Consider the following 21,962-nt stretch of genomic DNA (forward strand, 5'->3'; position numbering starts at 1 on the left):
CGGAGGTGGGCCCGGTGACGAGCACGACGGGGCGGCAGGGCGGTGGCGGTGGGGGCGTGAACGGTGTCAAGGTCCGCGTCCCCAAGATGGCCGAGCTGGTGGCGGCACAGCTGCGCCGCAAGATCGTGCGCGGAGAGCTGGCCGAGGGCGAGGCGCTCCCGGCCGAGTCGGCGCTGATGGCGGAGTTCGCGGTCTCCCGGCCGACGCTGCGCGAGGCGTTCCGGGTGCTGGAGTCGGAGTCGCTCATCAGCGTGCGCCGGGGCGCCCGGGGCGGGGCTCGCGTGCAGACCCCGGAAGGCACGGTCGCGGCCCGGTACGCCGGCGTGGTCCTCGAATACCGGGGCACGACCCTCAAGGACGTCTACGACGCCCGTACGGTCATCGAGGCGCCGTGCGCCGGGCTGCTGGCCGAGCGGCGCACGGACGGGGACCTCGAGCGGCTGCGGGCCGCCGTCACCGAGGCGGAGCGGCTCATGGACAACCCCTCGGCGTTCATCCGCGCCCACATGGAGTTCCACGCCCTCGTCGTCGAGCTCGCGGGCAACGAGACGCTGAGCGTCCTCAACGGCATGGTCCGGAACATCATCGACCAGGCGAACTGGTCCCACGTCGACCTCGACGCCGGCACCCCCGAGAACGTACGGGCCAACCGTCGGGGCTTCCGGGCGCACGGCGCGCTCGTCGAACTGGTCGCCGCGCGCCGGACCGAGGCCGCCGAGGAGCTGTGGCGCGTGCACCTGCAGGAGGCCGAGGACTATCTGCTGCAGAGCAGGTCCATGACCACCGTCCTGGACCTGCTCGGCTGACATCCCCCATCGGCTCGGTCGAGCGTCACTCGGGGGTGCGCAGCTCCTGCACGATGGGCTCCCACACCTCGGCGTCGATCTCGTACGCCGTGTAGAAGGACACCCGGTCCACCAGTGCCCCGTACCGGCGCCGGATCTCGCCCGCGACCCGCTCCGGTTCCGCCACGACCGCGAAGGTGTGCAGCACCTCGTCGTCGACGAGGCGGCTCATCGCCTCCCACTTGTCCTCGCGCCGGGACGTCGACAACGCGTGCAGCTCGTCGCCGAGTTCGCCCCAGCCGTGCAGCTCCAGCACCCCACGGTAGGCGGGTGTGCTGCCGTAGAAGGCGATCTGGGCACGGGTGCCGTCGATCGCACGGGTCATCTCCTCCTCCGTGCGGCCGGTCGCGGTCAGCAGCAGATGGGAGACGGCGAAGTCGGCCCGCGTACGGCCGGACGTGGCGAGCCCCTCCTCCACGGTCGGCAGGGTCACCTCCCGCAGATACCGCTCGGTGGTGAAGCCGTGCGCAAGGAGCCCGTCGGCGACCTCGCCCGCCACCTTGGTCATCGCCTGGCCGACCGCGGCCACGAACACCTTGGGCGCGCCGCCGGGAGCGGGCGGAGGAGAGAAGAAGGGCGACATCAGAGTGTGCGAGTAGAAGTCGCCGCGGAAGTCGAGCTTCTCGCCCTCGTTCCAGGCGGCCCAGATCGCGTGCAGTGCGCTCACGTACTCCCGCATACGGGCCGCGGGCCGGCTCCAGGGCATGTCGAAGCGCCGCTCGATGTGCGGCTTGATCTGGCTGCCGAGACCGAGCGAGAACCGTCCGCCCGCGTAGGTCTGCAGATCATGCGCGGTATACGCGAGCTGCATGGGGGAGCGGGCGAACGCGACGGCGATGGCCGTACCCACCTCGAGGCGGTCGGTGTGCTCGGCCGCCAGCACCAGCGGCAGGAAGGGGTCGTGCTTGGACTCCGACGCCCACAGGCCGTCGTAGCCGGCCTTCTCGTGGTGCCGGGCCTCCTCCACGACCTCCGTGGTGCTCCACACATTGAGCTTGCCGTCGACCTTCATGCCGCTCCCTTGTCCTTGTCCATTCCGCTGTCCAAACCGATTCGCCGTGCGAGCAGCTCCCGGTGGTACGCCGGATCGCCGAACAGCAGTTGTGACGTCTTGGCCCGCTTCAGATAGAGGTGGGCCGGGTGCTCCCAGGTGAAGCCGATGCCGCCGTGCACCTGGATGTTCTCCTCCGCCGCCTGCACACACGCGTCGGAGCAGAACGCCTTGGCCAGGCTGGCCACGGCGGGCAGCTCCGCGTCTGCGTTCTGGGGATTCTCGGCGTCTTCCGCGGCGAGCAGGGCGTAGTGGGCGGCGGCGCGCGCCGACTCCACCTCCAGGAGGACGTCGGCGAGCAGATGCTTGACGGCCTGGAAGGAGCCGATGGGCCGTCCGAACTGGTGGCGCACCCTGGCGTACTCCACTGCCATGTCGAGCGCGCGGGAAGCCACCCCGACCTGCTCGGCGGCCAACGCCACGGCGGCCCGGTCGAGCACCTCCGAAACCAGGTCCCATCCGTCGCCGTGCGTACGCAGCCGGGTCGCCGGTACGTCCCGGTAGTCGAGGCGGGCCTGGCGGCGGGTCGGGTCCATGGTGGGCAGCGGTGCACGGGTCAGGCCGGGCGCGTCGCCCTCCACGCAGAACACCCCGATACCGTCGTCGGTGGCGTTCTCGATGCGGGCAACGGTGAGGACGACATCGGCGGTGGCACCGTCCAGGACGAACATCTTGTGTCCGCTCAGCAGCCAACTCCCGTTGCTCTCGCGGGCGGTGAGCCGGACCCCCGCCGCGTCCCAGCGGGCCGAGTCCTCGGTCAGCGCCAGGGTCCCGACGAGTTCACCTGAGGACAGACCCGGCAACAGGCGCTTGCGGGCCTCCTCGTCGGCGCAGCGCAGCAGCGTGGTCGTCGCCAGCACGGCCGAGGACAGGAACGGTGCGCACAGCAGCGCACGGCCCATCTCCTCCATCACCACGCCCACTTCGACCGGCCCGCACCCGGCACCGCCGTACTCCTCGGGGACCGCCAGTCCCTGCAGCCCGAGCTCCGTCCCCATCCGGCGCCACAGCGCCGGGTCGAAGCCCTCGGGCGTCTCCATCAGGCGCCGCGTCTCGGTCTCGGGCGATGTGTGGGCCAGGAACGCCCGTACGGTGCGCCCCAGTTCCTCCTGCTCCTCGCTGAACGCGAAGTCCATGCCTCAGCCCTCCCCGGCGGTCCGGCGACGGTCGCGGGACGCGATGATCTTCTCCACGACGGCGATGTGGTCCGGCGAGTGCATGGTCTCCTGCTCGGCGAGCAGGGCGGGTTCCAGCACGGTGGCGAGCGCCTGCTCCAGGTGCAGGTTCACCGCGCGCTTGGTCTCCCGCAGCGCCTGCGCGGGCAGAGCGGCCAGCCGTCCGGCGAGGTCCATGGCCTCGTCCAGGAGCTTGTCCTTGGGCACGGCACGGTTGGCGATGCCCAGCCGGACCGCCTCCTCGGTGCTCACCCGGTCGCCGAGGAACAGCAGTTCCTTCGCGCGGGTCAGTCCGACGAGCAGGGGGAGGACGAGCGCACCGCCGTCGCCGGCGACGAGTCCGACCTGGACGTGGGGGTCCGCGACATAGGCGTCGTCGGCCATCAGGACCAGGTCGCTCAGCAACGCCAGGCTGCATCCAAGCCCCACCGCGGGCCCGTTGACGGCCGCGATCACCGGCAGCGGGCAGCGCACCATGCCGGTGATGATCCGCCGGGCCTCCTCGACGTTCCGCTCCCGGAAGGCGCGGTCGCGCTGGACCCGGGTCATGATGTCGAAGTTGCCCCCGGCGCTGAACGCCCGGCCGCGCCCGGTGAGGACGACCACCCGGGCCTCCGGGTCGGCGGCGAGCGAGTCCCACAGCGACGCGAGACCCGCGTGCAGCTCCTCGCTCATCGCGTTGAGCTGGTCGGGCCGGTTCAGCTCGATCAGCCGGACCGGCCCGACGGCCGTCACCAAGAGGTCCGTCATCTCCACCGCCATCAGTCGTCATCGAACGGGTCAGTAGAGTTGAATGCTATAACTAATTAAGCTTTCTGGAAACGGCTCGCTGGAGTGACGGAGGACGCGTATGCCCGTGCAGGAGTACGAGACCCTGCGGGCCGAGGTGGCGGACCGGATCCTCACCGTCACCCTCAACCGGCCCGAGAAACTCAACGCCTTCAACCCCCGGATGATGGCCGATCTGCTGGACGTCCTGGACGCGGCCGACGCCGACGACGACGTACGCGTGATCGTGGTGACCGGCGCCGGGCGCGGCTTCTGCGCGGGCGCCGACGTCAGTTCCGGCGGCTCCTCCTTCGACCACCGCAAGGCGGGCGCCTGGCACCGGGACACCGGCGGCCGGGTCGCCCTGCGGATCTTCTCCAGCACCAAGCCGGTGATCGCGGCGATCAACGGCCCGGCCGCGGGCGTCGGGGCGAGCATGACCCTGCCCATGGACATCCGCCTGGCGTCGACCTCGGCGAAGTTCGGCTTCGTCTTCGCCCGCCGCGGCATCGTGCCGGAATCGGCGGCGAGCTGGTTCCTGCCCCGGGCCGTCGGCATGCAGCAGGCCATGGAATGGGTGGCCACGGGCCGTGTCTTCGGCCCGGACGAGGCACTCGCGGCCGGGCTGATCCGTTCCGTGCACCCGCCGGAGGAACTGCTGCCGGCAGCGTACGCACTTGCCCGGGAGATCGCCGACAACACCTCCGCGATCTCCGTCGCCCTCTCCCGGCAGATGATGTGGCGCATGCTCGGCGAGCCCCACCCGATGGCCGCCCACCGGCTCGACTCCCGGATCATGAGCCAGATCGGCGGCGGCCCGGACCCCGTGGAGGGCGTCCAGTCGTTCCTCGCGAAACGGCCGCCCGAGTTCCCGGGCCGGGTCAGCAAGGACATGCCACCCTTGTACCCCTGGTGGCAGGAGGACGAGTTCCGCCCCTTCGACGTCGACGAGCAGGCACCAGCACCGGCGCCGGACGCCCAGAGATGACGACCTTCGACTACATCGTGGTGGGCGCCGGTTCCGCCGGCTGTGTGCTCGCGAACCGTCTCTCCGGGGACCCGACAACGTCCGTGCCGCTGTCGAGGCGGGCGGCCGGGACGCCACTCCGCTGATCAGGATGCCCAAGGGTTTCGGCACGCTGCTGGGTGATCCCCGGTTCGCCTGGCACTGTCCGGTCGAGCCGGTGGGCCCCAGTCGCCGCGTCGAGCACTGGGTCCGTGGCCGGACGCTCGGCGGATCCAGCTCGGTCAACGGAATGGTCTACAACCGCGGCGACCGCGCCGACTACGACGAGCTGGAGCGGCTCGGCAACCCCGGCTGGGGCTGGGACACCATGCTGCCGGTCTTCCGGCGGATCGAGGACAACGCGCTCGGCGCCTCCCGGGCCCGGGGAGCGGGCGGCCCGCTGCACGTCTCCACCGCGCCGCAGCCGGAGCCGCTCTGCGAGGAGGCGATCGCCGCCGGGACCGGACTCGGCCGGCGCCGCACCGACGACCTGAACGCGAGCGACGACGAACGCATCGGCTACGCCATGGCCACCATCAAGAAGGGACAGCGCTTCAGCGCCGCCCGCGCCTTCCTGCACCCCGCCGAGCACCGGCTCAATCTGACCGTGGCGGTGGACACCGTCGTGACGCGCGTCCTCGCCGAGCACGGCAGAGCCGTCGGCGCGCACACCCGCAGCAAGGGCCGGGAGACCGACTTCCGGGCCCGGCGCGAGGTGATCCTCTCCGTCGGCGGCATCGCCACGCCCACGATCCTCCAGCTGTCCGGCATCGGCCCCGCCGAGACGCTGAAGTCGGCGGGCGTCGACGTCCTGGTCGACAGCCCGCTCGTGGGCGGCCGGATGCGCGAGCACGGCTGTTTCGTCGTCCAGTACCGGCTGAAGGACGACCTCGGCTACAACAAGGCCCTGAGCACCCCGCTGCGACAGGCCCTGTCGGGAGCGAGATACCTGGCCACCCGCCGCGGCCCCCTGGCCGCGCCCGCCTTCGACGTCATCGCCTTCTTCAAGACCCGCCCAGAACTCGCCCGACCGGACGCCCAGCTGCTGATCGCGCCGGTGTCCCTGCTGCCCGACGTCCCCGGCAAGGAGACCGGCGTGAACGCGAGCCCGGTGTGATGGGCCCCGGCTACATCCTGCGCCCCACCGCCGAGGGCGGCCTCCACATCACGTCCGCCGACCCCGACGCCCCTCTCACGATCACACCGAACCACTACGGCTCCGACCACGACCGCACGGTGGGAACCGCCCTCTTCCGGCGCATGCGGCAACTCTTCGAGACCGAGCCGATCGCCGACCGGATCACGGCCGAGACGCTGCCGGGCCGGGGCGTCCGCGACGACCAGGACATCATCGACGCCGGTCTCGACCAGGGACGCTGCGGCTACCACGCCATCGGCACCTGCGCCATGGGCCCGGACGAGGACGACGTCGTCGACGGCCGGCTGCGGGTGCGCGGGATCGAGGGCCTGCGGGTCGTCGACTGCTCGGTCATGCCGACCATGGTGTCCGGAAATCTGAACGCACCGATCATGGCCATGGCCTGGCGGGCGGCCGACCCCGTCCTGGGGACGGTCTGATCCCGTATCGGGAGATCTGGCCGAAACATTGTCGTGGTCTGTTTGACCTGTTAGCGTCCGGTCGGCGGACATTCAGCTGAATGCGCTAAACCATTCACCGCCTGGACGGTAACCATGAGCGATGGTTTCCTGCACGAATCCCTTCGCTGTGTCGACTGGGGGGTCGCCACCGCGGACACCATCGCGGCGCCACCGCCGCCCGCGCCGGAACGCGGCGGACACTTCCGGCAGTGGACCGAGGACCTCCGGCAGCTGACCGGCGTCGTCGCCGACACCCACCGCATGGTCGCCGGATGGCCGCAGCTCCAGCCCGACGGGCCGGGCAGCTGGGACCAGGGCGCCCTGGACCGCTGTGACCGCGCGCTCGACGCACTCCTCGCGCGCGGCACCCGGCCCGCTCTCACCCTGCTCGACCGCTCACTGCCGCCATGGCTGGACGCGGCCGGCGGCTGGCTCGCCCGCGACACCGCCGAGCACTTCGCCGCCTACGCCGCCGAGCTGGGCCGCCGTCTCGGCGACCGGGTGGAACGCTGGATCACCTCCACCGACCTCGCCGGTCCCACGCTCGCCGACCACGTGGCCGGAATGTATCCCCCGAACCGGGGCGCGGGCCGGGCCGGACTGCCCACGGTCCACCACATCCTGCTCGCCAACGGTCTCGCCACCCAGGCGCTGAGAGCCACCGGCGCGCGGGGCCGGATCGGCACCACGGTCACCCTCGTGGGCGGCTACCCCGCCACCGACGACCCCTACGACCGTCTCGCCCTGGAACGCCTGGAGAGCTGGACCAACCGTCTCTTCCTCGACCCCCTGCTGCTCGGCGAACACATGGTGACCGAGGACGGCGACTCACCGGTCGAGGACACCGGCTGCGTACGCCCGGGCGACCTGGAGACCATCACCACCGAGCAGGACCTGCTGGGCCTGTCCTGGCACACCCCGTTCCGCGTCACCGCGCCGGAGAACCTGCCGCGCGTGCTGCCGACGAGAACCTGTCAGAGCGCCCTCAACGAGGTGAACCGCCTGCTCGTGGGCCTCGGCTTCGCGATCGTTCCGTTCGACGACGTGGAGACCACCGCCTACGGCTGGCCGATCATCCCCGAAGGGCTCGCCGACGCCGTCGCCGGCCTCTGCGAGCTGTACGGCGACGCGCTGCCGCCGTTGTCCGTCATCGACAACGGCATGGGCGACCTGGACCTCGTCGACGCCACGGGACACAGCGACGACGACCGGCGCCGGGCCCTGCTGCGCGCCCGCCTCTCCTGGCTGGCCGGACTCACCGCGGCCGGTGTGGAGGTGTGCGGCTACGAGTACTGGTCGGTGCTGGACAACCTGGAGGCCAAGTTCCGGTACACCCGCCTGTACACGATGGCGGTCCCGGACCACGAGGCCCCGCCGCGTCCCACGATCCCCTCCGACTGGCTGCACCACGGTGCCTTCGCCGGCGCTCCCGTACCCGAAGCGGGGCGGCCCACCGGCCTGAGCCTGGTACCGACCGCGCCCCCGGCTCAGGACGGCACAACCTCCTAGCCCGGCTCCGCTCTCAGGATGCCGGAGCCTCGTAGTCCCTGCCGCGGATCAGCCGCACCGGCGTGTAGACGAGGACGTCCGCGTCCCGCTGGTTGCGTACCGTGATCCGGCTGGTCACCACGCCCCGTCCCGGCTTGCTGGAGGGCCGGGACCCCGTGGTCTCCACGACGGCGTACAGGGTGTCGCCGACGTACACCGGACCCAGCACGTCTAGCTCCATGTGCAGGAAGGCGAGGCCCGTGCCGTGCAGCACGTTCGTCTGCAGGACGAGCCCTTCGGCGATGCAGTACGTCAGTCCGCCCGGGACCAGTCGCCCGCTGTAGCCGCCGTCCGCGGCGTGCGAGGCGTCCCAGAAGAGGGGCTCGGTGAAGCCGCCCCAGGTGACGAAGTTGACCAGATCGGTCTCGGTGATGGTGCGGCGGGCGGTCCGGAAGACCTGCCCGACCGGCATCTCCTCATAGGTCAACCCCTTCACCAGCAGGGGCACTTCGGTGATGGTCCGGTCCGGCGTCATGATCGGTTCCTCTCGTACGGTCGGTGGTCACAGGTCGAGCGGGTGCTTGCCGCCGACGCCCTCGAAGTCCGCGGGCCGCTTCTCGCGGTGTGCGGCGAGTCCCTCGACGACCTCGTGCCCGCCGAACCCGAAGAACTCCAGCCCGAGCGAGGCCTCGAAGATCGGCTGGGCGGTGCGGTACCAGTGGTTGAGGGACCGCTTGGTCCAGCTGATCGCGCTGGCCGGTCCGGCGGCCAGGGCGGTCGCCACTCGCAGGGCCTCGGCGTGCACGTCGGCGTCGTCCACGCACTTCGACACCAGCCCGATCCGCTCGGCCTCCTCGCCGGTGAGCGTCTCGCAGGTCAGCAGGTAGTACTTGGCCTTGGCCATGCCGCACAGCAAGGGCCAGCAGATGGCGGCATGGTCACCGGCCGCGACCCCGAGCCGGGTGTGCCCGTCGACGATCTTCGCCGTGCGGGCCGCGATCGAGATGTCCGCGAGCATGCCGATGACCAGGCCCGCCCCGACCGCGGGGCCGTGGATCGCGGAGACCACCGGCTTGGAGCAGTTGAGTACCCCGTAGACCATGTCCCGGGCCTCCCGCATCACCCGGGCGCGCACCGCGTAGTCCTCCGTCATGGCTTCGATCGAGTCGAAGGTCCCGCCCGCCGAGAACGCCCGGCCCGCCCCCTGGACGAGCACCGCGCGGACTTCCTCGTCCCGGTCCACGACGGACCAGATGTCGGCGAGCTCACCGTGCATACGCGGATCCACGGCGTTGAGGTTCGGGGCGTCGAGCACGATCCGCAGCACCCCGGGCGCAGGCCGCTCGAAGGTCAGGCTCGTGAACGGGGCGTAGGGATCGGTCACGTCGCGCTCCTGGTGTATTCAGTGTGGATACTATAATTATCTAACTGTATCGAGAGGTGGGCGGCAAGCAGGCCGCACGTGACGTTGCACCGAGGACAGGAAGCTCGGCATGGATCTCACCTTCAGCGAGGAACAGGACGAACTGCGCAAGGTCGTCCGCTCGTTCCTCGCCAAGCACTCCGACGAGGCGACCGTGCGCCGCCTTGCCGCCGACCCGACCGGGCACGCCCCCGTCGTCTGGCGGCGGATGGCCGGCGAACTCGGCCTCCAGGGGCTCGCCGTCCCGGAGGAGTACGGCGGCTCGGGCTTCGGCTACGTCGATCTGGGCATCGTCTTCGAGGAGGCGGGCCGCGCGCTGCTCGGCGGCCCGTACTTCGCGACGGTCGCCCTGGCCGCGGAGGCGTTGCTGCGCTGCGCCGACGAGCAGGCGCGAGGCGACCTCCTTCCGGGCATCGCGTCCGGCGAGACAGTGGCCACCCTCGCTCTCACCGAGGACAGCGGCCGCTGGGACGAGCAGGGCATCGGGCTCACCGCCGCCCATGACGAGGCGGGCGGCTGGCGGCTGACCGGCGCGAAGACCTACGTCCCCGACGGACACCTCGCCGACCTGCTCCTGGTCGGCGCACGCACGCCCTCTGGCATCAGCCTCCTGGCCGTCGAGACCGCCGACGCACCGGGCCTCACCCGCACCCCCCTCCCCACCCTCGACCAGACCCGCAAACAGGCCCGGGTGGAGTTCGCGGACACCCCCGCCCGCCTCCTGGGCCCCGAGGGCGCGGCCTGGCCCGCTCTCGAACGCACCCTCGCCACGGCCGCCGTACTCCTGTCCGCCGAACAGGTCGGGGGAGCCGCGGCCGCCCTGGACGCCGCTGTGGAGTACGCCAAGATCCGCGAGCAGTACGGCCGGCCCATCGGCTCGTTCCAGGGGATCAAGCACAAGTGCGCCGACATGCTCATGGAGATCGAGTCCGCCCGCTCGGCCGCGTACGGCGGGCTATGGGCGCTGGACGCGGGCGACGAGACGGAGATCGCGGTGGCCGCCGCCCTCGCGCAGGCCTTCTGCTCGGAGGCGTTCACCAAGGTCGCCGCCGACAACATCCAGGTCCACGGCGGCATCGGCTTCACCTGGGAACACCCCGCGCACCTGTACTTCAAGCGGGCCAAGAGTTCCGAGGTGCTGCTCGGCACACCGTCGTACCACCGGGAACTGCTCGCCGCCCGGCTCGGCATCTGAGACCTCAGGGAGAAGCTGACATGGAGCTGGACTTCGGGCCCGCGGTACGCGACTTCCGCGAGGAGGTGCGGGACTGGCTGGCGGACCACCTCGTGGGGGAGTTCGCCGAGCACCGGGGCGTGGGCGGCCCCACCGACGGCGCGGCCTGGGAGGTCCGCCTCGCCTGGGACCGTGAACTGTCCGCAGGCGGCTGGCTGGGCGTCGGCTGGCCCCAGGAGTACGGCGGGCGCGGGCTCGGACTCCTGGAGGAGATCGTCTTCGAGTACGAGTACGCGCGCGTGAACGCCCCGTACCGGGCCACCGTCAACGCCCTCGACCTGCTCGGCCCGATGCTCCTCAAGGTGGGCAGCGAGACGCAGAAGAAGCGCTTCCTGCCGCCGATCCTCGCCGTCGAGGAACTGTGGGGCCAGGGCTTCAGCGAACCCGGCGCCGGCTCCGACCTGGCGTCCGTGCGCACCCGGGCCGAACGCGACGGCGACGAGTGGGTGGTCAGCGGACAGAAGGTGTGGACGTCGTTCGGCATCCACGCCGACTGGATCTACGTCCTCACCCGCACCGACCCGGGGTCCGCGCGGCACAAGGGCCTGAGCATGCTGCTGGTGCCCACGGACCAGCCCGGCGTGGAGATCCGCCCCATCCGCAACCTCGCCGGCCAGGACGAGTTCGCCGAGATCTTCCTCTCCGACGCGCGCACCGGCGCCGACATGGTCGTCGGCGAGGTCGGCCAGGGCTGGCGCACCGCCATGGCCACGCTCGGCATCGAGCGCGGCACCACTCTGCTGCCCCAGCAGCTCGCCTTCGAGCGGGAGGCCGAGGCGCTGATCGACCTGGCCCGGGAGCGGGGCGCGCTCGACGATCCGATGCTGCGCCGCCGTATCGTCGACGCCTGGATCTCCGTACGCATCATGCGCACCACCAACCTGCGCACCATCGCCGAACTGACCGCCGGCCGCACGCCGGGCGCCCAGGCCACCACCGCCAAGCTGTACGCCTCGACCAGGCACCAGCAACTCGGCCAGCTGGCCACGGAGTTGGCGGGCCCTGCCGGACAGATCGTCGGCGAGGACTACGCGCTGGACCGCCGGCAGCGCTCCTTCCTCCTCGCCCTCGCGGAGACGATCTACGGCGGGTCGAGCGAGATCCAGCGCAACATCATCGGGGAGCAGGTCCTCGGTCTGCCGAAGGAGCCGCGCCCGTGACGCCGATCGAGGAACGTCTCGACCGCATCGAGTCGCAGCTCGCCATCCAGCAACTGCCCATCCGCTACGCCCTCGCCGTGGACGGCCGCGACCTCGACGCCTGGGTCGGCTGCTTCCGGCCCGACGTGGACATGGGGCGCCACGGCCGCGGGCGGGCTGTCCTGCGGCAGCACATCGAACCCGCGGTGCGCGGCTTTTACCGGTCGGTCCATCAGATCTGCGGTCACCGCGTGGAGTTCACCGGCCGCGACACGGCGACCGGCGCGGTGTACTGCAGGGCCGAGCACGAGGTGGGGGACCGGTGGATCGTGATGGCGATCTGCTACTGGGACGACTACGCGCGCGTGGACGGTGACTGGTACTTCTCCCGGCGCCGCGAGCGGCACTGGTACGCGGCTGACGTGACCGAGCGCCCCCAGGCCGTGGGATTCAAGGGCTGGGAGGGCGCAGGAGAACCGGCGCTGCCCGAGGCCTTCCCCTCCTGGTCCGGCTTCTGGAAGGAGACGTGATGGCACGGTTGTCAGGGAAGACGGCGCTGGTCACCGGCGGCGGGCAGGGCGTGGGCCGCGGCATCGCGCTCGCGCTCGCGGCCGAGGGGGCGGCCGTGGTGATCACCGGCCGAACCGAAGCCAAGCTGAAGGACACGGCCGGGGAGATCCTCGAACGCGGCGGCCGGGCGTACACCGTGGTCGGGGACGTGGGGGAGCGGGACGACGTCGACCGCATGGTGGCCGAGACGGTAGGGGAATTCGGCGGCCTGGACGTGCTCGTGAACAACGCGCAGTCCTCGGTGCAGCGCCGACTGGCGGACACGTCGTACGACGATGTCGAACTCACCTATCGCAGCGGCCCGTTGGCCGCCTTCCACGCGATGCAGGCCGCCCTGCCCCACCTCAAGGAGAGCCGTGGCAGCGTGGTGAACCTCGGTTCCTCGGCCGCCGTGCAGGGCGAGGCGACCTTCGCGGCGTACGCGATGGCCAAGGAGGCGATCCGCGGCCTGAGCCGGGTCGCCGCGCGGGAGTGGGGCGCGTACGGGATCCGCGTGAACGTCATCTGCCCAGCCGCGCTGAGTCCGGCGGCGGAGGAGTACTTCGCCGCCCATCCAGAAAGGGCCGAACAGGTGCGGGCGGGCATTCCGCTGGGGCGGATGGGCGATCCGGAGACGGACATCGGGCGGGCGGTGGTCGCTCTGGTCAGTGACGACATGGCCTATCTGACCGGAGCGACGCTGATGCTGGAGGGTGGGCGCACGCTGATCGGGTGAGGCAGGAGTTCTTGCTCCCGCCACCCCTGCCCGTCCCGTCCCCGGGGCTGGTGAGGGGAGGGGACGGGGCAGCGGGGGCGAAAACCTCCCAGGCGTACCCACCCACCTCACACAACCCCCCGGCCCCGCAGCTCCGCCAGCTGATCCCCCGTCACGTCGGCCAGCTCGGCCAGCACTTCGGCCGTGTGCTCACCCAGCGCCGGCGGCGGGGCGTACCCCTCGACCGGCGTCGCCGTGAACCGAATGGGGTTGGCGAGCATCGGGAGGGGCCCGGAGGTCGGGTCCTCGACCTCGATCAGCATTCCCCGGTGCTGTATCTGCGGATCGGCGAAGACCTCGGGCATCTCGTTGTACGGGCCCGCGGGCACGTCGTGTGCGTCCAGTACGGTCAGCCACTCGTCCCGGGTACGGGTGCGCAGGATCGCCGCCAGCACCGGCAGGATCTCCTCGCGGTGGGCGATCCGGGCGGAGGTCGTGGCGAACCGTTCGTCCTGGAGGAGATCGCCGCGGCCGGCCGCCGCGCAGAACGCGGCGAACTGCTTGTCGTTGCCCGCGACCAGGAAGATCGGCCTGTCCTTGCAGGGGAAGGCCTGCGAGGGGATCCCGCCGTAGCCGCCGTTGCCGCGCCGCTGCGGAACCTCGCCGGAGACCAGGTAGTTCATCGCGAAGTGGGACAGCGAGGCCAGGCCGCAGTCCAGCAGGGACAGGTCGATGAACTGGCCCTCGCCGGTGAGGTCCCGGTGGCGCAGTGCCGCGAGGACGGCCGTGGAGGCGTAGAGACCCGTGAGGATGTCGATCATGCTGACGCCGACCTTCATCGGTTCCTCGGGGTGCCCGGAGACGCTCATCATCCCGGACATGGCCTGGAAGATGCCGTCGTAGCCGGGGCGGTCGGCGTACGGGCCGGTCTGGCCGAAGCCGGTGACCGAGAGGTAGACGAGGCGCGGGTTGAGTGCGCGCAGGCTCTCGTGGTCGAGGCCGTACTTGGCCAGCGTGCCCGTCCGGAAGTTCTCGACGAGCACGTCCGAGCGTGCGGCGAGGGCGCGGATCAGCTCCTGTCCCTCGGTGGAGGCGTGGTTGACGGTGACCGACCGCTTGTTGCGGTTGGCGGCGAGGTAGAAGGCGGCGGTGTCGGTCCGGTCGCCCTCGGGCCCGGGGGCGAAGGGAGGGCCGTACGTCCGGGAATCGTCGCCCGATCCGGGCCGTTCGACCTTGATCACCTCGGCGCCGAGGTCGGCCAGCATCTGGGTGGCCAGCGGCGCGGCGAGGATGCGGGACAGATCGAGCACGCGGATCCCGGCCAGTGCGGTCGACGGCATCTGGGTCTCCCTCTGTTCACGGACGGCTAATCAGTTATATAAATAATACATCTAGGGGTCGGCTGCGGCCCTCGTGATTGCCTCATCTGTTCAATTCATGTAACTATATGGATCGGCCGCCAGGCCGGGACCGGAGGGCGGGCTGATGACCGTCGCGGCGAGGACCCTCACCGATCAGGAACAGCGCGAACGCCGGGCCTGGTTCCGGGCCCGCTGGGAACGCGGGGTCGCCTTCAACCGGCGCTGCCGCATCCGGGTGACACGCTGGGAAGCGGACGGGGTCGAGATCGTGCTCCCCTACGCCGAGTCCCTCTCCGCCCACGAAGACGTCTTCCACGGCGGCGTCATCTCGGCGCTCATCGACACCGCCGGGGCCGGAGCCGTGATCGCCGGGCACGACTTCACCAAGGGCAGCCGGCTCAGCACCGTGTCGATGTCGGTGCAGTACCTCGCACCCGCCCGCGGCCGGGAGGCGATCGCCTACGCGCGCTGTGTACGGCGGGGCGGCCGGGTGCACTTCGCCGACGTCGACGTGCGGGCCGACGGACGCATCTGCGCCCGCGGGCAGGTGGTGGTGACCATCTCCGGGGAACGGCCCGGCGTCGGCGACCCGATCGAACCGCTGGACGAGGAGTGACGTGATGCCCGAGGAAACCGTGGTGGCCCCCGAGGACCTGGACCTGGTCCTGTACGAGGTGGACGAGGACGGCGTCGCCACCGTCACCCTCAACCGGCCCGAGCGCAAGAACGCGTGGAGCCTGCCGATGGAGCGCCGCTTCTTCGCGCTCCTCGACCATGCCGCACAGGACCCCGCCGTCCGAGTGGTGATCATCACCGGGGCGGGCCGGGCCTTCTGCCCGGGGATGGACATGCAGCGCCTGGAGCAGAACTCGCAGCCGGGGGAGTCCCTCAACCTCCAGGCCCGCGTCCCCATGTACAGCAGGCGGAACATGCCCAAGCCGATGATCGCCGCCGTCAACGGCGCCTGCGCGGGCATCGGCCTGGTCCAGGCCCTCATCTGCGACGTCCGCTTCGCCGTCCGCGGCGCCCGCTTCACCACCGCCTTCACCCGCCGCGGCCTGGCCGGCGAGTACAACCTGCCGTACGTCCTGCCGCGCGTCATCGGCCTGGAGAACGCCCTCGACCTGCTGCTCTCCGGCCGCGTGTTCGACGCCGACGAGGCCAAGGAGCTCGGCCTGGTCAGCCGAGTCGTGGAACCCGGGGATCTGCTCGACGCGGCCCGCGCCTACGCCCGGGACATCGCCCGCAACTGCTCCCCGCGCGCCATGGCCGTCGTACGCCACCAGGTGTACGGCGACCTCGACCGCCCCTTCACCGACGCCCTCGCCCGCTCCTACTCCGCCATGGAGTTCTTCGCGGGCTCGCCCGACTTCCGCGAGGGCGTGTCGAGCTTCGTGGAGAAGCGGGAGCCCAAGTTCGAGGGACTGCCGCCGGACTTCGACCCGGACGAGGCCACGCGCGACGCGTTTCTGCCGTACTGATCTGCCGTACTGATTCGAGGAGCACACGCGGATGACAGGGCAACCCTTCCCCGTCGAGGCCGGGCACATCATGATGTTCGCCCGCGCCATCGGCGACGAGAACCAGGCGTACCAGGGCGCGTCGGCGCTCGCACCGCCCACCTTCACCATGGCGAGCGCCCACTACGACCCCGACTACCACCTGCGCCCCAAGCCGGAGCAGGAGTGGTTCGGGTCGGGGCGTGACGCCGGAGTCATGGCCGAGGGCGCCGGCGGGCTCCACGCCGAGCAGCACTTCGAGTACCACCGCCCGGTGCGCGCCGGCGAGACCCTCTACGCGCACCTCTCCACCGGCCGCAGCTGGGAGAAGCAGGGCCGCACCGGCCGCCTGCTCTTCAGCGAGCGCATCACCGAGTACCGGGACGCCGACGGCGAACCGGTCGTCAGCGCCGTGACCGTGGCCGTCGTCCCCGAGGGCCCGGCGACCCCGAAGGACGCCCGATGAGCCTGAGCCCCGACGACATCAAGGTCGGCGAGACACGCGAGAGCGTCCTCGTCGACGACCTCAAGCGCACCCGGATCGTGCAGTACGCGGGCGCCTCCGGCGACTTCAACCCCCTGCACACCGACGAGAAGTTCGCCGTCGAGGCCGCGGGATATCCCGGCGTGTTCGCCCACGGCATGCTGACGATGGGCATGACCGGCCGGGTCCTGACCGACTGGGTCGGCACCGAGGCACTGCTGCGCTACGGCGTGCGCTTCAAGGCCCAGGTCTGGCCCGGCGACACCCTCACCGCCACGGCCACCGTCGAGTCGATCGAGGACACGCCGACCGGCCCGGTCGCCCACTTCACCCTGCGTACCGTCAACCAGGACGGCGCCGAGGTCGTCAGCGGCACCGCGGCGGCCCGCCTGGAGCCCTGAGCCGATGGCCGCCGCGCAGGAAGGGATGCAGGCGGCCACCTGGACCGCCATGGTGAGCCGCGCCTACGACCATGCCCGCCCCGCCGTTCGGTTCGGTGACCTGACCTGGACCGGACGCGAACTCCTCGACCGTGCGGCCGGTGCGGCCGACTGGCTGGACACCCTCGGCCTGGAGCCCGGCGAACCGGTGCCCGCCCTGGTCGCCACCTCCGCCGACGCCCTCGCGCTGGTGATCGGCGGCGCCGGATCCGGCCACCCGCTCGCACCGCTCGGCGTTCGCATGACGGCGTACGAGATCGCCGCCGTGGTCAAGGAGACGCGGGGTCATGTGCTGCTGGCCCAGCCCGAGTTCGCCGACCTCGGCAGGCGGGTCGCCGAACTCGCCGGTCGCCGGATCGCCGTCGTGCCCGAACTTCGCGTGGGCTCAAGGGATTTGGTGGCAGACCCCGACGACCTCGCCACCGTCCTGCACACCTCCGGAACGACGGGCCTGCCCAAGCCCGTCCCCATGAGCCAACGGCGCCTGGCCGCCCGAGCCCGCGTGAACGGCCGGCTGTGCGCCCTCGCCCCCGACAGCTTCTACGGCGGCAGCGCGCCCTTCCACCACATCGCGGGCCTGGGCAACATCGCCGTCGCCCTCGCCGCCGGCGCGCTGATCACCGGCCTGCCCCGCTTCACCGTCGAGGGCTGGACCCTGCTGCGGGACCTCGGCACCACGCACACCAGCATGGTCCCCGCGATGCTGGAGACCCTGCTGGCGGCCGGACAGGCCCGCCACGAGACGCTGCGGACCCTCCAGTACGGCGGCGCGCCCGTCCGCCCCGGCACCCTGCGCCGCACGTACGAGGCGATGCCCGGCGTCCGCATGCTCAACATGTTCGGACAGACCGAGGGATCACCGATCAGCGTGCTCACCCCGGAGGACCACCGGGAGGCGGTGGCCGGACGCACCGAGCTGCTGCGGTCGGTGGGGCGGCCCGCACCCGGAGTGGAGATCAGGGTCCACGACCCCGGCCCGGACGGCGTCGGCGAGATCCACGCCCGCGCCGAGCACCTCTTCCGGATCGACGCCGAGGGCTGGCTGCACAGCGGCGACCTGGGCCGCGTGGCGGAGGACGGGTATCTCTACCTGCTCGGCCGACGCACCGACATGATCATCCGTGGTGGCGAGAACGTCCACCCGCTGGAGGTGGAGACCGTCCTGTCCGCGCACCCCGGCGTGGCGGACGTCGCGGTCACCGGCGTCCCCGACGAGCGGCTCGGCCAGACCGTCGTCGCCTTCGTCGTCCCCGCAGATCCCGACGCCCCACCGCAGCCCGCGGCCCTGAGAAGCCACACTCGCGCCCGGCTGTCCGGGTTCAAGGTCCCCGTCCGCTGGTGGTTCGTGGACGACCTGCCCCGCAACGCGAACGGCAAGGTCGTACGGCGAAGCCTTCGGGAACCCACCGCGCCCGCCGCGCCCACCGCGCCCGCCGCGCCCGCCGCGCCCGCCGCGCTCGAAGGAGAGACACGTGACGCTTGACCACTCGGTCGTCGCCCCGCAGACCGTCGGCGTCGACCCGCACCGGCTGGACGTTCTGCTGCGCCGGATCCGTCTGGAGGTCGAGCACGGGCCGCTGCCGTCCGCGCAGGTCGCCGTGGCCAGGGACGGAAGACTGGTCGCCTTCGAGGCCTGGGGGGACGCCGAACCGGCCACGCGATACGTCCTGCAGTCCGTCGGGCGGTCGATCGTCGCGGGCGCGGTGTGGAAGCTGATCGGCGAGGGCCTGCTGGACGTGACCGAGCAAGTCGCCGCGATCATCCCGGAGTTCGCGCCCAACGGGAAGGAGGAGGTGACGGTCGAGCAGGTGCTCACCCACACCGCGGGCTTCCCCTTCGCACCGCTCGGGTACCCGAAGATGCTCGACCGCGAGCAGCGCCTGGCCGCCTTCGGCCGCTGGCGGCTCGACTACCCGCCGGGCAGCCGCTTCCAGTTCCACCTCACCTCGGCGGCCTGGCTGATCGCCGAGATCGTGGAGCGGCGCACGGGCCTGGCCTTCGCCGACTACCTGCGCGAGCGGATCGCCGAACCGCTCGGCCTGTCCTCGCTCGAACTCGGCGTCCCGGTGGACCGGCAGCCCGGCACCGTCGCCCCGATGACCGCCACCGACCGCACGAGCGACGAGCAGGAGCCCGACCCCTGGGGCCCCTGGTACCTGTCCGACCCGCGGGTGCTGGCGGCGGGCGAGCCCAGTCACGCCCTGGTCGCCACGGCCGCCGACGTGGCCCTGTACTTCCAGGCGCTGGAACACTCGGGGCTGTGGAAGCCGGAGGCGGTGGCGGAGGGCACCCGGATCCGGCTGACGGACCACCCGCACGGGGAGCAGATCTACGGGGGCGGCTCCAACCGCCGTACCAGCATGGGCCTGTTCGTCACCGTGGCCGGCCCGGACGCGGGCAGCAACCTGCCCTCCACCGGTTCGCCCGCCCTCTTCGGCAGCGCCGGAGCCGCCTACCAACTCGGCTTCCTGGACCCGGAGACCGGGCTGTCCTTCGCCTGCCTGAGCAACGGCTACCCCCTCGCAGGCTACGACCACTCACGGCGCGGCACGGCACTGCTCACCAACATCGCGAACCTCGCGGCGGACCTCACGGACCAGTAGTGCGAGGGTGCGTGCCGTGGTCCCGGCCCCACCACCGGACAAAGGCGATGCCGACGAGAAGGCCGAGCGCGTAACGGGTCGCCCGACCGTGCCGGTCCGTGGAGCGGCGGGTGCGATGCGGCTCGGACTCGCGTGGGAGCCCTCGGCGAGTTCGCGGCGCTCTGCGAGGTGCATCACCGCGCCTTCGCCGGTACCGTGCCGCTGTCCTGTTTCGGGGCGGCCTGGCGGCAGTACCGGACCCCCGGGTTCAGCGGGGTGACCATCGACCGCTCCACAGCCGCTGCCCCCCGGACAGTCTTGAGCCCGGTACCGAATGCCGGTACCGGGCTCCTCGCTTCTCTCCCGCGACGCTCAGCGGCTGATCAGCTGCTGGGCGTTGTTGTACATGATGTCGTCCTGGGCGGACTCGTCGAGCTCGGCGATGAGCTTGCGGAAGTCGGCCGGGTTGGCCAGGCCCTCCGCGTGCGGGAAGTCGGAGCCCATGACGATGGACTCGTGGTAGCCGAGGCGCTTGACGACGTTCACGATGTCGTCCTCCGGATAGGGCACCACACGGACGTGCTTGCGGAAGACCTGGCTGGGGCGCTCGTCCAACTGCCCGCCGATCCAGGGGCCGTTGCGGCCCATGCCGCGGCTCTTGTCCATGTGGCGCACGAAGTGCGGCACCCACTCGGAGCCGAACTCGGACACCAGGACGTTGATGTCGGGGAAGCGGCCGAAGAGGTTGTCGAAGATCAGCGCCGACAGCGTCTCCTCGACGGGACGCTGGCCGTAGGTGTTCTGCCACTGCCAGGCCGACATCCGGAAGTGGATGGGGTTGGGGTCGTAGCCCCAGGAGGGCGCCACCTGCGAGTTGTAGTAGAACTCGCTGATGTGGTAGCAGACGCTGGCCTTGGCGTCGTTGACCAGCTTCCAGAACGGGTCGAAGTACGGGTCACCGGGCGAGCGGCCGTACACCGGGCCGGTGGGCAGCAGGATGAAGCGCGCGCCCTGGTTCAGGACGAACTCCAACTCCTTGACCGCGCTGGGCAGATCGCGCAGTGACAGCAGCGCGGGGGCGTAGATGCGGTTCTGGTGGTTGAAGCCCCAGACCTCGTTCATGTACCGGTTGAAGGAGTGGTAGTTGGCGTAGAGCGGCTCCACGCCCTTCACGTACTCCTCGGCGACCAGCGCCCAGCCGCCCGGGTAGATGATCGTCTGGTCCAGCCCCTGCTCGTCCATGACGCGCAGCCGGGACTCGCGGTTCTGGTACGACTCGTGCATCGGCTCGAACTGGTACGTCTCCTCGGGATTGCCCGAGGCCATCGCCTTGAGCATCTCCTTGAGCGAACCGGGACGGTAGACCTGCCCGAACTCCGGTTCCAGGCATACGACGATGCGGTCCCCGGCGAGGATCACCTCCCGCCCGTCCGGCAGGGTCACCGGGGCGACCGCCGAACCGAGGAACTCCTTCGGAAGGTAGCGCGTGAAGGAGTCCCGCTCCTCGTACATGTGCTGGTCGCAGTCGAAGATGGGCTTGCGCTGTTCGGCCATGGCGTCGCCTCCGGGCCCCGGGAACTATTCAGTACGCCTTCTATAATTATCTAACTGATTAGAGAGCGCAAGAGGGGAGCGAGGGCCGACCTGTGGCGGGGAGCGGAGGCGGGCCTGTCGCGAGGTGGGGCCGGTCAGTCGAGGAGTTCGAGCACCGTCTTGGGGCCGGCGGCGTTCACGACGTCGTCCGCGCCGGCGATGTGCCGCTGCCACAGCTTCTCGGCCTCGTCCGCCTTGCCGGACTCGATCAGGCCGACCATCCGCACATGCGCCCGGTGCCCCTTGATGGCCTGCGTCTTCTGTGCCTCGGCATCGGCCGCGCCCGCCGTGTACGAGGCGTTGGCCCGGTCGATGATGTTGCGCAGCATGCCGCACAGCAGGATCAGAGTCTGGTTGCCGGTGAGTTCGATCAGCAGGGCGTGGAAGGCGTCCTGCGCGTCGACGAGTGCGAGCGGGTCGTCGAGGACGGCCTTCTCGGCCGCCACCGCGTCGCGCAGCTGCTTGATGTCGTCCGGCGTGTGCTTGGTGGCGAGCTGGCGGGCGCAGGGCGGCTCGATGAGGGCCGCGGCACGGTAGATGTCGCCCAGCGTGGCGCCGCGGTACTCAAGGATCAGGCCGGCGAAGCGGGCGGCGACGTCCGAGTCCGGAGCGCTCACCCGGGCCCCGCCGTGGGCGCCGCGGCGCACCGTGATCAGGGACTCCGACTCCAGCACCCGGAACGCCTCGCGCAGCGTGGGCCGCGAGATGCCGAACTGCTCCATCAGGCCCGACTCCGGGGGCAGCGCGTCGCCGGGCTTCAGCTCGCCGCGTACGATCTGGCGACGCAGGTGTGCGGCGACCAGCTCGGCGGTCTTCGGCACCCGCACCTGACGTCCGACACGGCTGCGGGCGGGGACGGGCACGGTCGCCGTTTCTGCGGTGCGGGCTGCCTCGGCCACGGTGGGCTCCTCGTATAGCTAAATGAATCGTCTTAGTGCATCGAGGGTACCAGGTCAAGCCGTCGGTGATCTTCTTTGTGCGCCATCTGATCTGGTGCACTCGTGGTCTGTT

The 21,962-nt window shown here is 71.1% G+C and carries 23 protein-coding genes; 15 read left to right on the forward strand and 8 right to left on the reverse strand.

Annotation, left to right across the window (positions count from 1 at the left end; all coding sequences use genetic code 11):
• Positions 1-14 precede the first annotated feature (14 nt).
• Positions 15-806 (forward strand): FadR/GntR family transcriptional regulator, encoded by a 792-nt coding sequence (locus tag ACIRP7_RS22230; RefSeq protein ID WP_403662116.1) that lies wholly within the window; start codon positions 15-17, stop codon positions 804-806.
• 25 nt (positions 807-831) lie between these two features.
• Here the strand turns inward: ACIRP7_RS22230 and ACIRP7_RS22235 are convergent, their stop codons facing one another.
• From ACIRP7_RS22235 to ACIRP7_RS22245, 3 genes are read right to left on the reverse strand one after another with little or no spacing between them, the layout of a single operon-like run.
• Complete coding sequence (locus tag ACIRP7_RS22235) at positions 832-1,857, reverse strand: TIGR03617 family F420-dependent LLM class oxidoreductase (protein WP_403662119.1); 1,026 nt, start codon at positions 1,855-1,857, stop codon at positions 832-834.
• A complete protein-coding gene (locus ACIRP7_RS22240; RefSeq protein WP_403662122.1) occupies positions 1,854-3,032 on the reverse strand; it encodes an acyl-CoA dehydrogenase family protein in 1,179 nt (392 codons plus the stop codon). Before ACIRP7_RS22240 ends, ACIRP7_RS22235 begins: the two co-directional genes overlap by 4 nt.
• Before the next feature lie 3 nt (positions 3,033-3,035).
• On the reverse strand, positions 3,036-3,821 hold the full coding sequence (locus tag ACIRP7_RS22245; RefSeq protein ID WP_403662125.1) for an enoyl-CoA hydratase/isomerase family protein: 786 nt from the start codon (positions 3,819-3,821) through the stop codon (positions 3,036-3,038).
• Between the two features lie 100 nt (positions 3,822-3,921).
• Between ACIRP7_RS22245 and ACIRP7_RS22250 the strand changes: the two genes are divergently transcribed.
• The 4 genes from ACIRP7_RS22250 (at position 3,922) to ACIRP7_RS22265 (ending at position 7,953) form a co-directional block, all read left to right on the forward strand.
• Positions 3,922-4,827 carry a crotonase/enoyl-CoA hydratase family protein gene (locus ACIRP7_RS22250; RefSeq protein ID WP_403662128.1) on the forward strand — a complete coding sequence of 302 codons (906 nt, stop codon included), beginning with the start codon at positions 3,922-3,924 and terminating at the stop codon, positions 4,825-4,827.
• Between the two features lie 130 nt (positions 4,828-4,957).
• Positions 4,958-5,962, forward strand: coding sequence for a GMC family oxidoreductase (locus ACIRP7_RS22255; RefSeq protein ID WP_403662131.1), 1,005 nt, complete (start codon positions 4,958-4,960; stop codon positions 5,960-5,962).
• On the forward strand, positions 5,962-6,423 hold the full coding sequence (locus ACIRP7_RS22260; RefSeq protein WP_403662133.1) for a GMC oxidoreductase: 462 nt from the start codon (positions 5,962-5,964) through the stop codon (positions 6,421-6,423). The genes ACIRP7_RS22255 and ACIRP7_RS22260 overlap by 1 nt, the downstream gene beginning before the upstream one ends.
• A gap of 114 nt (positions 6,424-6,537) precedes the next feature.
• On the forward strand, positions 6,538-7,953 hold the full coding sequence (locus ACIRP7_RS22265; protein ID WP_403662136.1) for a family 1 glycosylhydrolase: 1,416 nt from the start codon (positions 6,538-6,540) through the stop codon (positions 7,951-7,953).
• Positions 7,954-7,966: 13 nt separating this feature from the next.
• Here ACIRP7_RS22265 and ACIRP7_RS22270 read toward each other — a convergent pair whose 3' ends face one another.
• A complete protein-coding gene (locus ACIRP7_RS22270; protein WP_403662139.1) occupies positions 7,967-8,467 on the reverse strand; it encodes a MaoC family dehydratase in 501 nt (166 codons plus the stop codon).
• Between the two features lie 27 nt (positions 8,468-8,494).
• Positions 8,495-9,316, reverse strand: coding sequence for an enoyl-CoA hydratase/isomerase family protein (locus tag ACIRP7_RS22275; RefSeq protein ID WP_403662142.1), 822 nt, complete (start codon positions 9,314-9,316; stop codon positions 8,495-8,497).
• A 109-nt stretch (positions 9,317-9,425) separates the two neighbouring features.
• On the opposite strand from ACIRP7_RS22275, the gene ACIRP7_RS22280 reads away from it, so the two are divergent.
• From ACIRP7_RS22280 to ACIRP7_RS22295, 4 genes are read left to right on the forward strand one after another with little or no spacing between them, the layout of a single operon-like run.
• On the forward strand, positions 9,426-10,550 hold the full coding sequence (locus tag ACIRP7_RS22280; RefSeq protein WP_403662145.1) for an acyl-CoA dehydrogenase family protein: 1,125 nt from the start codon (positions 9,426-9,428) through the stop codon (positions 10,548-10,550).
• A 20-nt stretch (positions 10,551-10,570) separates the two neighbouring features.
• A complete protein-coding gene (locus ACIRP7_RS22285; RefSeq protein WP_403662148.1) occupies positions 10,571-11,749 on the forward strand; it encodes an acyl-CoA dehydrogenase family protein in 1,179 nt (392 codons plus the stop codon).
• A complete protein-coding gene (locus ACIRP7_RS22290; protein WP_403662151.1) occupies positions 11,746-12,258 on the forward strand; it encodes a nuclear transport factor 2 family protein in 513 nt (170 codons plus the stop codon). The genes ACIRP7_RS22285 and ACIRP7_RS22290 overlap by 4 nt, the downstream gene beginning before the upstream one ends.
• Positions 12,258-13,013 (forward strand): SDR family NAD(P)-dependent oxidoreductase, encoded by a 756-nt coding sequence (locus tag ACIRP7_RS22295; RefSeq protein ID WP_403662154.1) that lies wholly within the window; start codon positions 12,258-12,260, stop codon positions 13,011-13,013. Before ACIRP7_RS22290 ends, ACIRP7_RS22295 begins: the two co-directional genes overlap by 1 nt.
• A 107-nt stretch (positions 13,014-13,120) precedes the next feature.
• Here ACIRP7_RS22295 and ACIRP7_RS22300 read toward each other — a convergent pair whose 3' ends face one another.
• Entirely contained in the window at positions 13,121-14,332 is a 1,212-nt protein-coding gene (locus ACIRP7_RS22300; RefSeq protein ID WP_403662157.1) for a CaiB/BaiF CoA transferase family protein, read from the reverse strand.
• A gap of 145 nt (positions 14,333-14,477) precedes the next feature.
• Between ACIRP7_RS22300 and ACIRP7_RS22305 the strand changes: the two genes are divergently transcribed.
• From ACIRP7_RS22305 to ACIRP7_RS22330, 6 genes are read left to right on the forward strand one after another with little or no spacing between them, the layout of a single operon-like run.
• Complete coding sequence (locus ACIRP7_RS22305; RefSeq protein ID WP_352385531.1) at positions 14,478-14,969, forward strand: PaaI family thioesterase; 492 nt, start codon at positions 14,478-14,480, stop codon at positions 14,967-14,969.
• 4 nt (positions 14,970-14,973) lie between these two features.
• Entirely contained in the window at positions 14,974-15,834 is an 861-nt protein-coding gene (locus tag ACIRP7_RS22310) for an enoyl-CoA hydratase-related protein (RefSeq protein WP_403662160.1), read from the forward strand.
• Positions 15,835-15,865: 31 nt separating this feature from the next.
• Positions 15,866-16,318, forward strand: a complete 453-nt coding sequence (locus ACIRP7_RS22315; RefSeq protein WP_403662163.1) for a MaoC family dehydratase N-terminal domain-containing protein — start codon at positions 15,866-15,868, stop codon at positions 16,316-16,318.
• A complete protein-coding gene (locus ACIRP7_RS22320) occupies positions 16,315-16,737 on the forward strand; it encodes a MaoC/PaaZ C-terminal domain-containing protein (protein WP_403662166.1) in 423 nt (140 codons plus the stop codon). The genes ACIRP7_RS22315 and ACIRP7_RS22320 overlap by 4 nt, the downstream gene beginning before the upstream one ends.
• Positions 16,738-16,741: 4 nt before the next feature.
• On the forward strand, positions 16,742-18,259 hold the full coding sequence (locus ACIRP7_RS22325) for a class I adenylate-forming enzyme family protein (RefSeq protein ID WP_403662169.1): 1,518 nt from the start codon (positions 16,742-16,744) through the stop codon (positions 18,257-18,259).
• Entirely contained in the window at positions 18,249-19,379 is a 1,131-nt protein-coding gene (locus ACIRP7_RS22330) for a serine hydrolase domain-containing protein (protein WP_403662171.1), read from the forward strand. Before ACIRP7_RS22325 ends, ACIRP7_RS22330 begins: the two co-directional genes overlap by 11 nt.
• Before the next feature lie 351 nt (positions 19,380-19,730).
• Here the strand turns inward: ACIRP7_RS22330 and ACIRP7_RS22335 are convergent, their stop codons facing one another.
• Both ACIRP7_RS22335 and ACIRP7_RS22340 read right to left on the reverse strand, forming a co-directional pair.
• A complete protein-coding gene (locus ACIRP7_RS22335) occupies positions 19,731-20,912 on the reverse strand; it encodes an amidohydrolase family protein (RefSeq protein WP_403662174.1) in 1,182 nt (393 codons plus the stop codon).
• 134 nt (positions 20,913-21,046) lie between these two features.
• On the reverse strand, positions 21,047-21,850 hold the full coding sequence (locus ACIRP7_RS22340; protein WP_403662176.1) for a FadR/GntR family transcriptional regulator: 804 nt from the start codon (positions 21,848-21,850) through the stop codon (positions 21,047-21,049).
• Positions 21,851-21,962: the final 112 nt, after the last annotated feature.

The organism is Streptomyces sp. NPDC102270 (genome assembly GCF_044766405.1).
Lineage (GTDB): Bacteria > Actinomycetota > Actinomycetes > Streptomycetales > Streptomycetaceae > Streptomyces.